Origin of the sequence: Streptomyces bullii, from assembly GCF_042657145.1 — a bacterium.
Classification (GTDB): domain Bacteria; phylum Actinomycetota; class Actinomycetes; order Streptomycetales; family Streptomycetaceae; genus Streptomyces; species Streptomyces bullii.
Window position 1 is genome coordinate 667,772 of the sequence record NZ_JBHSNY010000001.1, and the last position, 13,229, is coordinate 681,000.

Below are 13,229 nucleotides of genomic sequence, written 5' to 3' on the forward strand. Positions count from 1 at the left end.
TTGGTAGAGACCACTCTCCCGCAGATCGAGTGAAACAATCCCCGCATGGCGGAAATCATCCAGAAGGACGGCACGTGGAGCTTCGACGGGGACGCCCTGCGCCTGACTCCCGGACGGGACAAGAACGTCAGCCTGTTGCGCAAGACCCTGGGCGAACTCGTCGTGCCGCTGGGGGCGTTGGCGGGAATATCGTTCGAGCACGGGAAGAAGGCGGGGCGGCTCCGGTTACGGCTGCGGGACGGCGCCGACCCGCTGCTGCACGCGACCGGCGGACGGCTCACCGAGCCCCACGACCCGTACCAGCTGATCGTGGAGTCCGACCGCCACGGCGTCGCCGAGTACTTCACCGACGAGGTCCGCAACGCGCTGCTCCTGGACGAGGTGCCGTCCGAGCCGGTGGGTGAGTACCTGCTGCCGGGCCCCGCCGTACCGCTCTCCGTGTCGGCCGGGGACGGCACCGCGAGCTTCGACGGCGAGCGGATACGCCTGGAGTGGAACTGGAAGACGGAGGACGCCAAGGCCGCCGCGGGCACCCGCACCCTCGCCGTCGCCGACATCACCGCCGTGGAGTGGCAGCCGGCGGTCGGCCTGGAGAACGGTCACCTGCGCTTCACCGTGCGCAACGCGCCCACGAAGGCGCCCGCGAAGTACGACCCCAACGCGGTGGAGCTGTGGGGGTTCAGGAAGGACCCGCTGATGGCGCTCGTCGCGGCCGCCGTGCAGGCCCGCCTGCCGCATCCGGCCCAGACCGCCGCCACGGAGGCCCGCCCCCCGGAGCCGGAGGCACCCCGGCAGGCCGCGCCCGCCGCCGAGGACGACCACGACGCGCTGCTGCGCCGGCTGCGCGAGCTCGGCGAACTGCACCGCACCGGGGTGCTGACGGACGAGGAGTTCACCCTCGCCAAGCAGGCGATCCTCAAGCGAATGTGACCGAAGTCTCCATCGGCGACTGAAGACGGCGCCTCCTGCCCGGAATCGGGCAGGAATCTTGCGAAAGCGCCGCCGGTACCCCAGGATCTACCGAGTGCACGACGAACTCGTTGATCATCTGACGCGGTCCACGCCCCTCAGCCGGGGCGAGGCGCTGCGCGTGGTCCAGGACGTGCTCGCCTACTTCGACGAGACGACCGAGGAGTACGTCCGTCGCCGCCACCGCGAGCTCCAGGCCCAGGGCCTGGTGAACGCGACGATCTTCGAACGGATCGGGGCGGACCTGAAATACCGGGCGGTGGCACCGCCGGAGCTCACGCTCCGCCAGCTGCGCCGCATCGTTTACGGCTAGGGGACCATCTACATGTGCGGAATTGTCGGTTACATCGGGAAGCGTGACGTCGCTCCCCTGCTGCTGGAGGGGCTGCAGCGCCTGGAGTACCGCGGGTACGACTCCGCGGGCATCGTCGTCACGTCCCCGAAGACGGCGGGCCTGAAGATGGTCAAGGCCAAGGGCCGGGTCCGCGACCTGGAGGCCAAGGTCCCCGCGCGCTTCAAGGGCACGACCGGCATCGCCCACACCCGCTGGGCCACCCACGGCGCGCCCTCCGACGTCAACGCCCACCCGCACCTGGACGCCGAGGGCAAGGTCGCCGTCGTCCACAACGGCATCATCGACAACGCCTCCGACCTGCGCCGCAAGCTGGAGGCGGACGGCGTCGAGTTCCTCTCCGAGACCGACACCGAGGTCCTCACGCACCTGATCGCCCGCTCGCAGGCGACGAAGCTGGAGGACAAGGTCCGCGAGACCCTCCGCCTGATCGAGGGCACGTACGGCATCGCCGTGCTGCACGCCGACTTCCCCGACAGGATCGTCGTCGCGCGCAACGGCTCCCCGGTCGTCCTCGGCATCGGCGAGAAGGAGATGTTCGTCGCCTCCGACATCGCCGCCCTGGTCGCCCACACCCGCCAGATCGTCACCCTCGACGACGGCGAGATGGCCACCCTCAAGGCCGACGACTTCCGCACCTACACCACCGAGGGCACCCGGACGACGTCCGAGCCGACCACCGTGGAGTGGGAGGCCGCCTCGTACGACATGGGCGGCCACGACACCTACATGCACAAGGAGATCCACGAGCAGGCCGACGCCGTGGACCGCGTACTGCGCGGCCGTATCGACGACCGCTTCTCCACCGTGCACCTCGGCGGCCTGAACCTGGACGCCCGCGAGGCCCGCAAGATCCGCCGCGTGAAGATCCTCGGCTGCGGAACCTCCTACCACGCGGGCATGATCGGCGCCCAGATGATCGAGGAGCTGGCCCGCATCCCCGCGGACGCCGAGCCGGCCTCGGAGTTCCGGTACCGCAACGCGGTCGTCGACCCCGACACCCTGTACATCGCGGTCTCCCAGTCCGGTGAGACGTACGACGTGCTGGCCGCCGTGCAGGAGCTGAAGCGCAAGGGCGCGCGGGTGCTGGGCGTGGTCAACGTGGTCGGCTCCGCGATCGCCCGCGAGGCCGACGGCGGCATCTACGTGCACGCCGGCCCCGAGGTCTGTGTCGTGTCGACCAAGTGCTTCACGAACACCACGGTCGCCTTCGCCCTGCTCGCCCTGCACCTGGGCCGCACCCGTGACCTGTCCGTCCGGGACGGCAAGCGGATCATCGAGGGCCTGCGCAAGCTGCCCGGGCAGATCGCCGAGATCATGGAGCAGGAGGAGGAGATCAAGAAGCTGGCCGAGCAGTTCGCCGAGGCCCGCTCGATGCTCTTCATCGGCCGCGTCCGGGGCTACCCGGTGGCCCGTGAGGCCTCCCTGAAGCTCAAGGAGGTCTCGTACATCCACGCCGAGGCCTACCCGGCCTCCGAACTCAAGCACGGTCCGCTGGCGCTGATCGAGCCGGCCCTGCCGACGGTCGCGATCGTCCCCGACGACGACCTGCTGGAGAAGAACCGCGCGGCCATGGAGGAGATCAAGGCCCGCCAGGGCCAGATCCTCGCCGTCGCCCACCAGAGCCAGGAGAAGGCCGACCACACCATCGTCGTCCCGAAGAACGAGGACGAACTGGACCCGATCCTCATGGGCATCCCGCTCCAACTCCTCGCCTACCACACGGCGCTGACCCTCGGCCGGGACATCGACAAGCCGAGGAACCTCGCCAAGTCGGTGACGGTGGAGTAGAGCGCCGTCCCAGGCCGGACGACGGAACGGACCCCCACGTGCTGCCACCGCACACGGGGGGTCCGCTCATCACGCCGGGGCCGCCCGAACCCCGGCTCGGCTGCCGACTAGCCGGTGGCCGTCACTCCCCGGCCGGCAGCACGCCTCGGAAGCGCCGTAGGCCAGTGCGCCGGCGCCGCGGTCGCCGCGTACCAGGCCACGGCCCCCGCCGCCACGGCGAACCAGCCGCCGACCTTGGCGAGACTCCCGTTGTCGGCGAAGCTTCCCAGCGCGAGAAGCAGCAGCGAGACGAAGAACAGCCCGTACGTCGCCCTGCCGAGCTGGTCACCACCGGCCACGGTCAGGGACAGCACGACAAGGGCGAACAGCAGCAGGAACAGCCCCGCCGCATGGCCGGCGGCCTCGGCCGACACGGCCCAGGTGAACCACAGCGCCCCGAGCACCGAGAACGCCGTACCACCGGCGGCGTCACCCTCGCGGAGCGCCACCAGCCCGGCGACGAAGAGGGCGATACCGCCCACATACTGGGCGACTGACACCGCGTCAGCCGCCGACACACCGTCGATCACGGCGGTATGCCCCAGCCCGAAGGCCAACAGGGTGATTCCGAGGGCCAGTCGACCGGCCACGGTGGTGATTCCGCTTCCCGCGGAGACGTCTTTGTCCACGGCGGGCTCCCTTCGTGCAGGTGCAGTCGTGCGGTGACCGGTATATGCCCTTCACAAGGGCACAAACACCTCTACGCACGAGTAGGTTCCCGCAGGGCGCAAGGGAGTTGACGCTCGGTCGAGACTCAGGGAATGACGACGACGGGGCGCTGCGCCCGCTTGGCGAGCCGCCCGGCGACGGAGCCGAAGATGCGCCCCGCGATGCCGTGGGTGGAGCCGACCACGATCGCGTCGGCCTCGTACTCCCGGCCCACCTCTTCGAGTTCGTGGCAGATGTCACCGCCGCGCTCGACCAGGATCCACGGCACCTCGGCGAGGTAGTCCGCGCAGGCGAGTTCCAGCCCCAGCACCTCGGTGCGGTGGTCGGGGACGTCGACGAAGACCGGCGGCTCGCAGCCCGCCCACACGGTGGTGGGCAGCCGGTTGGCCACGTGGACGATGATCAGGCCCGAGCCGGAGCGCTGCGCCATGCCGATCGCGTACGCGAGAGCACGTTCACTGGAGGTGGAGCCGTCGAAGCCGACGACGACGCCGTGCCTGAAGGCGGGGTCGCACGAATGGCGTGGCTCTTCCGCCGCCAGGGGATCGGCCGCCGTCGGGTCGGCGACCGGCCGCTTGCGGTCCGCGGGTTCGAAGAATTCGTGACCGGCCATGGCTGTCTCGGCGTTGTGATCCTTGTTGGGTGGGACGACAGTGTGCGGCGGAGCTGTGTCCGGGAATCATCTTCCCAACCCCATACCCCCAAGGGTACGGCGGCACGCCTCCTTCGCCCAGAGCCCGCGCACCCTCCGTGGCGGGTTCAGGGGAGCATGCACGAGGGGGCGCCCGGAACGCAATGGTTGCTGCGCTGTACAGCGGTTTGCACGGGATGCGCGCACCCCCGGGAGGGAGCCGCGACCTGCGGACGCACAGTGACCGACGGTTCGGCCGGGCGTTGAACACCGTGAGCCACGCCACAGGGAGCCCCCATGTCCGGACGCCGTCGCCCTTCCGGGGCAGACCGCGCGACCACGCCGTCCCGCGACACCGTGACCGACGTGGTGCGCTGGGCGGCCTTCAGCTGCCTGCTCGTCCCGGTCGTCCTGCTCTGGTACGGCAGCTCCCTGGCCGGCGCCGCCGGTACAGCGCTCGGTCTCGCGGCCGTCACGGGCGTCTGCCGCGTCCTGCTGCGGCAGTCCGAGCGCGGCGCGGCCCGCCTGCTCGCCGAGGACCGCTCGGTCCACCGGGGCCGGCACCAGCGGACCGGAACGGGAGCTCACAGGGGCGCACGGCACAGCGGGGGAGATACACCGGTCGGCTGACCGGTTTCCGCGCACACGAACGCCGGTTTTCAGCCAACTTCTGGTTCTCGTGCATCCCCCGCCGTCACCACCCCGCACCCCCCGTTCCACCTGCACGGAAAGGGCCTCAGGGGCCCTGCGCACCCTACGTGGATTGGCCACCGCGACGAGGCGCACTTCCTTGCGCCCTCCCCGAGTGCAACGCTTCGTGATCGAATGCTTCACGCCAAGTTGCCAAGTCGACAATGCGCCGAGTGCCGAACCGGCCACCTCGGCGCGACGCGACACAGTAGATTCGATCTTGACTGTCTACGGCGGGGGACTCGTGCAGGACCGAGGGGAAACGTGCAGGAGCGACACAACCGAGGAGCCGCGACCACCGAGGGGGGCTTAGCAGTATGAGCCACGACTCCACTGCCGCGCCGGAAGGCGCAGCCCGGAAGCTGTCCGGGCGACGCCGCAAGGAGATCGTCGCGGTGCTGCTGTTCAGCGGCGGCCCCATCTTCGAGAGTTCCATTCCGCTGTCGGTGTTCGGAATCGACCGCCAGGACGCCGGCGTGCCGCGCTACCGCCTGTTGGTGTGTGCCGGCGAGGAAGGCCCGCTGCGGACCACAGGGGGCCTGGAACTCACCGCACCGCATGGCCTGGAAGCGATCTCGCGCGCGGGCACGGTCGTCGTGCCGGCCTGGCGCTCGATCACTTCGCCACCGCCGGACGACGCGCTCGACGCACTGCGCCGGGCCCATGAGGAGGGCGCCCGCATCGTCGGGCTGTGCACGGGCGCCTTCGTCCTCGCGGCGGCGGGCCTGCTGGACGGCCGACCCGCGACCACACACTGGATGTACGCGCCGACGCTGGCCAAGCGCTACCCGTCGGTGCACGTCGATCCACGGGAGCTGTTCGTGGACGACGGAGACGTACTGACGTCGGCGGGCACGGCGGCCGGCATCGACCTGTGCCTGCACATCGTGCGCACGGACCACGGCAACGAGGCGGCAGGGGCCCTGGCCCGCCGTCTGGTGGTCCCGCCGCGCCGGTCGGGAGGCCAGGAGCGCTACCTCGACAGGTCTTTACCCGAGGAGATCGGCGCCGACCCGCTCGCCGAGGTCGTCGCCTGGGCGCTGGAGCACCTCCACGAGCAGTTCGACGTGGAGACGCTGGCGGCACGCGCGTACATGAGCCGGCGTACGTTCGACCGCCGCTTCCGTTCGCTGACCGGCAGCGCGCCGCTGCAGTGGCTGATCACACAGCGGGTGCTGCAGGCGCAGCGGCTGCTGGAGACGTCGGACTACTCGGTGGACGAGGTGGCGGGCCGCTGCGGCTTCCGCTCCCCGGTGGCGCTGCGCGGCCACTTCCGCCGCCAGCTGGGCTCCTCCCCGGCCGCGTACCGGGCGGCGTACCGCGCCCGGCGCCCCCAGGGCGAGCGGCCGCAGGACACCGACGGCTCGCCGGCCACGTCGGGACCGGCCGGGCAGCAGGGCCAGCCGGGCGGGGGGCACGCGGGCCAGCAGGGACACGCGGGTCAGCCGGGCCAGTCGCCCGCCGCCGCCTCGCACCCGGAGAGCCCGGTGCCGATGCAGTCCCGCCGTACGGCGGCGAGCGCCGTCGGCTCGTCGGCGCCGCTGTCCGCCTCGGCGTCGTCGGACCACGGCCGCGAGGCGTACCTCCACAGCCGGGCGAGTTTGCCGGGCCAACGCAGCGGAACATGACGTGACGGCGACGGGCCGGGGGTGACGCCCCCGGCCCGTTCGTCGGCCAGGACTGATCGGCCCGCGTGGCGAGATCAGTCTGGCCCAGCACGCTCGATCGTCCTGACCGTGCGGCCCCCACCTGCCCTCCCGGCGTCCCTGACACGCTCACCGTGTCCGCCGCACCCCGCTCACCGCCGGGCACCGCGACCGCGCACGACGGGCTCAGCGCGTGGCGGCGCGCCGTAGGGTTGGACGCATGAACGATCGCATGGTGTGGATCGACTGCGAGATGACCGGCCTCTCGCTGTCCGACGACGCGCTCATCGAGGTGGCCGCCCTCGTCACCGACTCCGAGCTGAACGTGCTCGGCGAGGGCGTGGACATCGTCATCCGTCCGCCGGACTCGGCCCTGGAGACGATGCCGGAGGTGGTGCGTCAGATGCACACCGCGTCCGGGCTGCTCTCGGAGCTCCCGAACGGCACGACCCTGAAGGACGCCGAGGAGCAGGTCCTGGCGTACGTGAAGGAGTACGTCAAGGAACCCGGCAAGGCCCCGCTGTGCGGCAACTCGGTCGGCACGGACCGCGGCTTCCTGCTGCGCGACATGCCGACGCTGGAGGACTACCTCCACTACCGGATCGTCGACGTCTCCTCGATCAAGGAGCTGGCCCGCCGCTGGTACCCGCGCGCGTACTTCAACAGCCCCGAGAAGAACGGCAACCACCGCGCCCTCGCCGACATCCGCGAGTCCATCGCCGAACTGCGCTACTACCGCGAGGCCATCTTCGTCCCGCAGCCCGGCCCCGACTCCGACACCGCCAGGACGATCGCCGCGAAGCACGTCCTGCCCGCTCAGCAGGCGTGACAGGGCCTCTCGGAGGGGCGCCGCGAAAGCCGGGCGCGAGCACCCCTTCGGACCCTGTACACTTTTTCTCGGCCGGTCGGGGAAGCGACTGATTCCCACGCCGGCCATGGTGGGTGTAGCTCAGCTGGTAGAGCACCTGGTTGTGGTCCAGGATGCCGCGGGTTCGAGTCCCGTCACTCACCCTCCGTAGAGAGGCCGATGACCTGGGTAATGGGTCATCGGCCTCTCTCGTTCTCTTCGTGGCCACACCGATGGCCACCCGGGATCTTCGAGAAGGGCTCTCCCTTCCACCCATGGCGCACGCCCTCCCGCAGGATGTGCTCGGCCCTGGGCCGGTCACCCAAAGCAGCCGGGCCGCCTATCGCAGCAGCGGCTTGCCGTGCTGCGCGCACAGCACCCGGCGAACGCCTCGGCGTCGGCGCCGCCCGCGGCACCACCGGGTCAGGGGCGGTGCCGCGGGCGGCCGGTGGCTCACCAGTAGAGGGCGTCGGCCACGTCGTCCTGCCAGTAGGTGACGAAGGCGGAGCTGTTGACGTAGGTGCCGCCGTTCGGAAGCTTCAGGGTCTGGGGCTTGCCGGTGGAGCCGTCCATCGCCCTGCCGGCGAAGACCACGTCCAGCGTCTTGTGGGTGGTGCCCTTACCGCCGTCCGGGCTGTACGTCCCGATGCCGGCGTAAGCGGACTCGCCGGGGGCGAGTGTGACCACGGCCTGGGGCTGGCTGTCCTCCAGCCACGGGACGGCCGCCTGGGCGTTGGCGCCGAAGCCGAGGTACGGCGCGCCGTAGGCGTTGCACGGCTTGGTGCTGGTGTTGGTGGCCGTCAGCAGCAGGTGGTTGATCGGGCGGGACACCTCGCTGACGGTCAGCTTGGTGTTGGCCGTGGTGCAGGGAGTGGTGACGACGGCCGTCTTCTTCGGCGCAGCCGAGGCCGTCTGCGCGGCGGCCTGGACGCCGACGAGCGCCAGGGCGGCGACGACCATGGAGGAGGCGGCCGCACGGGTGGTGACGCGGTGGGCGATACGCATGATGTGGCTTCTCTCTGTGACGTTTCGGAAGGTGATATTCCGTTTTTGGGTTCTCGCTCGGTCCCGCCGGAGCGAGTCGTTTCGTGGTGAAGGCGAACTGAGCGCGTCCCTCGCCGTGTTGGCGGGTCGGCGGCGTGTTCGAACGGCTCAAGCCTGTGCCACACGCTGTCCCAGGAGCCACTTCTGCCGGATTTCCGGGACGCTGGAACGTAGGAACCGCCCGTGACCTGGGAGAACGTCAGGTCCCTGGAACGCCGCACGGGACGGCGGGCGGGCACGGCGGCCGGGGGACGGACACCGCTTACCCGCCCTGACGGATCAGATCGGCGGCGCACTCGGCGACGGACACCACGACGTCCTGCGGGTGGCCGCGGCTGATGACAGGCATGACGGACGGGTCCGGCCAGCCGCAGCCCGGTGACGCCGCGCATCCGCAGGCGCGTGTCGACGACGCCGCCGATACGGCAGGTGCCGGGTGTCAGACGGTGCCGGCCGCGTCACGGACGTACCGCTCCAACTCCTCGGGGTCGGCGCCGTCCTGCCACGGCACCGTGCCCCCGTTCGGCCTGGGCCGGTTCGTCCCCAGGGCGCCGAGCCACCTCCCCGGGGTCACCGCCCGCCAGACCGCCGCCAAGTCCCGTGAGTCGAACCGTTCCTCCTGAGCGGCGCGCGTGGCACGTTCCACCACCGCGAGCTGTTCCGCCGTACCCCGCCAGGCCCGTTCCTCGTCTCCCGCGTCCAGGTGCAGGCCCAGCGTGCGACCCGTCGGCGCGCCACGGCATCACCACCCTGGCCGCTCACGACGACGCCCGCGCCACCAGCTCCGTCGCCAGCACCACCTGCCGCCGCTCCAGCCCACGCGACGCCGGCGGGCGGCGGTCGGCGATCTCGCTCAGCAGGAGGTCGATCATCCTGCGGCCCATCTCCTCGATCGGCTGGCGGACGCTGGTCAGCGGCGGGTCCATGTGGCGGGCGATGGCGGAGTCGTCGTAGCCGACCAGCGCCACGTCGTCGGGGATGCGGCGGCCCGCCTCGCGCAGCGCCTGGCGGGCGCCGGCCGCGGTGACGTCCGAGGCCGCGAACACCGCGTCCAGATCGGGACGGCGGTCCAGGAGCGCCGCCATCGCGCGGCGACCGCCCTCCTCCGTGAAGTCGCCCGACTCGATGAGGAGTTCGTCCACCTCGTGGCCCGCATCGCGCAGGGCCTCGCGGTAGCCGTCGATACGTCGCTGGGCGCCGTAGACGTCGAGGCGGCCGGTGATGTGGGCGATACGGTGACGGCCGCGCTCCAGCAGGTGTTCGACGGCCTGGCGGGCACCGCCGTAGTTGTCCGAGTCCACGGAGGTGAGCGTCTCCCCCGCCGATCTGGGACCGCTGATCACCGCCGGGATCTCCAGCTGGGCCAGCAGGTCCGGCAGCGGGTCGTCGGCGTGGACGGAAACCAGCAGGACGCCGTCCACGCGGTGGGCCGCCAGGTACTGGGCGAGCCTGCGGCGCTCCCGGTCGCTGCCGGCGAAGATCAGCAGCAGCTGCATCTCCGTCTCGGACAGCTCGGCCCCGACGCCCTTGAGCATGTCCGAGAAGTACGGCTCCGCGAAGAACCGGGTCTCCGGCTCGGGCACGACCAGGGCGATCGCGTCGGTGCGGTTGGCGGCCAGGGCGCGGGCGGCGGTGTTCGGGACGTAGCCGAGTTCCGCGACCGCCGCCTCGACGGCCGCACGGGTCGCGTCGCTGACCCGGGGCGAGCCGTTGATCACCCGGGAGACGGTGCCGCGGCCGACTCCGGCGCGCGCCGCCACCTCTTCGAGGGTGGGCCGGCCTCCGCTCCGGCCCCGCGCTCCGTGGCTTGCCATGGGCTCCGCCTTCCGTCGTGTGTCACGCTGGCCTGGAATCTAACAGCCCCGTCAGAGGGGGTGACCGCTCCCCGGAGCCGGTGCTTCCCGGACCTCCGCTTGGGCCCGCACGGCACCCCGCGCGAGTGGTCCGGTGGCTGAAACGAGTCAGTCACGGAAGCATTCGTACCGGCCCACGGGTCCAGTTAACAGCCCGATAACTGAACGCATTTCTCGGCGCTCGCTCCCTTGACACCCCCGCTCCGACCGGCAACCCTTCAACACATCACTGGTGGGAGCGCTCCCACGGTACCTGACACATACACATCCCGCACGTTCCCCGCCCGAGCCGCAGCGAGTAAAAAGGGCCCAACCATGCCGTTGGCCCGGGGGGTCGGCACGTCAGGGCAACAGGAGGACCTCAGATGCGAGCACGTAAGGCGGTAGTGCTGGCGGCCGTCGCGTCGCTGGGCGCCGGGCTGCTGGCCGGCTGTGCCGACGACGGCGGCAACGGTTCCGACTCGTCGGGCGGTGGCGACGGCAAGACCGTCATCACCCTGGGTCTCTTCGGCACCTTCGGCTTCAAGGAGGCCGGTCTCTACGCCGAGTACGAGAAGCTCCACCCGAACATCAAGATCCAGGAGAACGTCACCGAGCGCAACGAGAACTACTACCCGGCGCTCGTCAACCACCTGACCACCAACAGCGGCCTGATGGACATCCAGGGCGTCGAAGTCGGCAACATCGCCGAGGTCGTCAGCACGCAGGCGGGCAAGCTCGAGGACCTCTCCAAGGCACCGGGCGTGAAGAAGGACGACTTCCTGGACTGGAAGTGGCAGCAGGCCACCACCAAGGACGGCCAGACCATCGGTCTCGGCACGGACGTGGGCCCGATGGCGATCTGCTACCGCAAGGACCTCTTCGAGAAGGCCGGGCTGCCCACCGACCGCGACGAGCTGGCGAAGATGTGGGCGGGCGACTGGCAGAAGCTGGTCGACGTCGGCCAGGAGTACAAGAAGAAGGCGCCCAAGGGCACCACCTTCATGGACTCCCCCGGTGGCCTGATGAGCGCGATCCTCAGCAGTGAGAAGGTCCGGTTCTACGACGAGTCCGGCAAGGTCATCTACAAGGAGAACCCGGTCGTCAAGGACGCCTTCATGCTGACCGCGAAGGCCGCCGAGGACGGTCTGGTCGGCGCCCAGTCGCAGTTCCAGCCGGCCTGGGACTCCACGATCGCCAACAGCAAGTTCGCCGCGATGTCCTGCCCGCCGTGGATGCTCGGGTACATCGAGAGCAAGTCGAAGCCGGAGAACCAGGGCAAGTGGGACGTCGCCCCCGCGCCCAAGTCCGGCAACTGGGGCGGCTCCTTCCTGACCGTGCCGAAGAGCGGCAAGCACGTGAAGGAGGCCACGGAACTGGCCGCCTGGCTGACCGCGCCGGAGCAGCAGGCGAAGCTGTTCGAGAAGCGGGGCAGCTTCCCGAGCACGCCGTCCGCCTACGACACCCCCGCGGTGCAGAACGCGAAGAACAAGATGACCGGTGACGCCCCCATCGGCAAGATCTTCGCCGAGGCCGCGAAGACCAGCCCGGTCCAGGTCATCGGACCCAAGGACCAGATCATCGGGTCGAGCCTGAACGACAACGGCCTGGTCCTGGTGACGAAGGGCAAGTCGCCGGAGGAGGCCTGGGAGACGGCGACCAAGACCATCGACAACAACCTGGACAAGTGACCCGTATGGCCACCCGTCACGACACCGCCGCGCCCCCCGCCGAGGAGGGGGGCGCGGCCCCGGCCCGCCCGGCCCCGGGCAAGGGGGCCGTCCCGGTGGACGAGCGCCGCCGGGCCCGGCTGTCCCGCCGCTGGCAGCGGGACGTGCGCTGGAGCCCGTACGCCTTCGTCTCGCCGTTCTTCCTGCTGTTCGTCGCGTTCGGTCTGTTCCCGCTGATCTACACGGGCTGGGCCTCGCTGCACCAGGTGGAGCTGACGGCGCCGACCGACATGAACTGGGTGGGGCTGCGCAACTACACGCGCATCTTCGACGACGACTTCTTCTGGAACGCGGCGAAGAACACCCTGACCATCGGCGTCATCTCGACCGTTCCGCAGCTGCTGATGGCGATGGGCATCGCCCACATCCTCAACTACAAGCTGCGAGGCTCGACCTTCTACCGGGTCGTGATGCTCGCGCCGTACGCGACCTCGATCGCCGCCGCCTCCCTGGTGTTCGTGCTGCTCTTCGGCCGCGACTACGGCATGATCAACTGGGTTCTGAACCAGGTCGGCATCGACCACATCGACTGGCAGAACGACAAGTGGCCCTCCCAGATCGCCGTCTCGACCATCATCATCTGGCGCTGGACCGGCTACAACGCGCTGATCTACCTGGCGGCGATGCAGGCCATCCCGCAGGACCTGTACGAGTCGGCGGCCCTGGACGGGGCCAACCGCTGGCAGCAGTTCTTCCATGTGACGCTGCCGTCGCTGCGGCCGACGATCCTGTTCACGGTCGTCGTGTCGACCATCGGCGCCAGCCAGGTCTTCGGTGAACCGCTGCTGTTCGACGCGAACAAGGGCGCCTCCGGCGGTGCGGAGCACCAGTTCCAGACGCTGGGCCTGTACCTGTACGAGCAGGGCTGGGTCAACCAGCACCTGGGCCGGGCCTCGGCGATCGCGTGGACGATGTTCCTGATCCTGATCGTCGTCGGCATCGTCAACTACGTCATCTCGCGCCGGCTGCGCGCCAGTAGTTAAGGAGTA

General features: G+C 70.2%; 13 protein-coding genes and 1 tRNA gene. 9 read left to right on the forward strand and 5 right to left on the reverse strand.

Annotated elements, in window-relative coordinates; translation table 11 throughout:
- Positions 1-45: 45 nt before the first annotated feature.
- The 3 genes from ACFPZJ_RS03000 (at position 46) to glmS (ending at position 3,112) form a co-directional block, all read left to right on the forward strand.
- Positions 46-930, forward strand: coding sequence for a DUF4429 domain-containing protein (locus ACFPZJ_RS03000; protein ID WP_381016715.1), 885 nt, complete (start codon positions 46-48; stop codon positions 928-930).
- 94 nt (positions 931-1,024) lie between these two features.
- Positions 1,025-1,282, forward strand: a complete 258-nt coding sequence (locus ACFPZJ_RS03005; RefSeq protein ID WP_381016718.1) for a hypothetical protein — start codon at positions 1,025-1,027, stop codon at positions 1,280-1,282.
- A gap of 12 nt (positions 1,283-1,294) precedes the next feature.
- A complete protein-coding gene (gene glmS, locus ACFPZJ_RS03010; RefSeq protein ID WP_381016720.1) occupies positions 1,295-3,112 on the forward strand; it encodes a glutamine--fructose-6-phosphate transaminase (isomerizing) in 1,818 nt (605 codons plus the stop codon).
- Positions 3,113-3,219: 107 nt separating this feature from the next.
- On the opposite strand, the gene ACFPZJ_RS03015 is transcribed toward glmS, so the two are convergent.
- Both ACFPZJ_RS03015 and ACFPZJ_RS03020 read right to left on the reverse strand, forming a co-directional pair.
- Positions 3,220-3,780 carry a GPR1/FUN34/YaaH family transporter gene (locus ACFPZJ_RS03015; protein ID WP_381016723.1) on the reverse strand — a complete coding sequence of 187 codons (561 nt, stop codon included), beginning with the start codon at positions 3,778-3,780 and terminating at the stop codon, positions 3,220-3,222.
- A gap of 125 nt (positions 3,781-3,905) precedes the next feature.
- Entirely contained in the window at positions 3,906-4,433 is a 528-nt protein-coding gene (locus ACFPZJ_RS03020) for a universal stress protein (RefSeq protein WP_381016726.1), read from the reverse strand.
- A gap of 315 nt (positions 4,434-4,748) precedes the next feature.
- Between ACFPZJ_RS03020 and ACFPZJ_RS03025 the strand changes: the two genes are divergently transcribed.
- From ACFPZJ_RS03025 to ACFPZJ_RS03040, 4 genes are all read left to right on the forward strand, one after another.
- Positions 4,749-5,081, forward strand: a complete 333-nt coding sequence (locus tag ACFPZJ_RS03025) for a hypothetical protein (RefSeq protein ID WP_381016728.1) — start codon at positions 4,749-4,751, stop codon at positions 5,079-5,081.
- A gap of 377 nt (positions 5,082-5,458) precedes the next feature.
- On the forward strand, positions 5,459-6,769 hold the full coding sequence (locus tag ACFPZJ_RS03030; protein ID WP_381016731.1) for a helix-turn-helix domain-containing protein: 1,311 nt from the start codon (positions 5,459-5,461) through the stop codon (positions 6,767-6,769).
- A 238-nt stretch (positions 6,770-7,007) separates the two neighbouring features.
- On the forward strand, positions 7,008-7,616 hold the full coding sequence (gene orn / locus ACFPZJ_RS03035) for an oligoribonuclease (RefSeq protein WP_381016734.1): 609 nt from the start codon (positions 7,008-7,010) through the stop codon (positions 7,614-7,616).
- Between the two features lie 109 nt (positions 7,617-7,725).
- Positions 7,726-7,798, forward strand: a tRNA-His gene (locus tag ACFPZJ_RS03040).
- A 289-nt stretch (positions 7,799-8,087) separates the two neighbouring features.
- Here the strand turns inward: ACFPZJ_RS03040 and ACFPZJ_RS03045 are convergent.
- From ACFPZJ_RS03045 to ACFPZJ_RS03055, 3 genes are all read right to left on the reverse strand, one after another.
- Entirely contained in the window at positions 8,088-8,639 is a 552-nt protein-coding gene (locus ACFPZJ_RS03045; RefSeq protein WP_381016737.1) for a DUF4232 domain-containing protein, read from the reverse strand.
- Between the two features lie 478 nt (positions 8,640-9,117).
- On the reverse strand, positions 9,118-9,327 hold the full coding sequence (locus tag ACFPZJ_RS03050) for a hypothetical protein (RefSeq protein WP_381016740.1): 210 nt from the start codon (positions 9,325-9,327) through the stop codon (positions 9,118-9,120).
- A 109-nt stretch (positions 9,328-9,436) separates the two neighbouring features.
- Positions 9,437-10,492: a LacI family DNA-binding transcriptional regulator gene (locus tag ACFPZJ_RS03055; protein ID WP_381016743.1), complete on the reverse strand. Its 1,056-nt coding sequence runs from the start codon at positions 10,490-10,492 to the stop codon at positions 9,437-9,439.
- 404 nt (positions 10,493-10,896) lie between these two features.
- On the opposite strand from ACFPZJ_RS03055, the gene ACFPZJ_RS03060 reads away from it, so the two are divergent.
- Both ACFPZJ_RS03060 and ACFPZJ_RS03065 read left to right on the forward strand, forming a co-directional pair.
- The gene (locus tag ACFPZJ_RS03060) at positions 10,897-12,201 is read left to right on the forward strand and encodes an ABC transporter substrate-binding protein (protein WP_381016746.1); all 1,305 of its coding nucleotides are present in this window, start codon (positions 10,897-10,899) and stop codon (positions 12,199-12,201) included.
- Positions 12,202-12,206: 5 nt separating this feature from the next.
- Complete coding sequence (locus tag ACFPZJ_RS03065; protein ID WP_381017301.1) at positions 12,207-13,223, forward strand: carbohydrate ABC transporter permease; 1,017 nt, start codon at positions 12,207-12,209, stop codon at positions 13,221-13,223.
- The last annotated feature ends 6 nt before the right edge of the window (positions 13,224-13,229 follow it).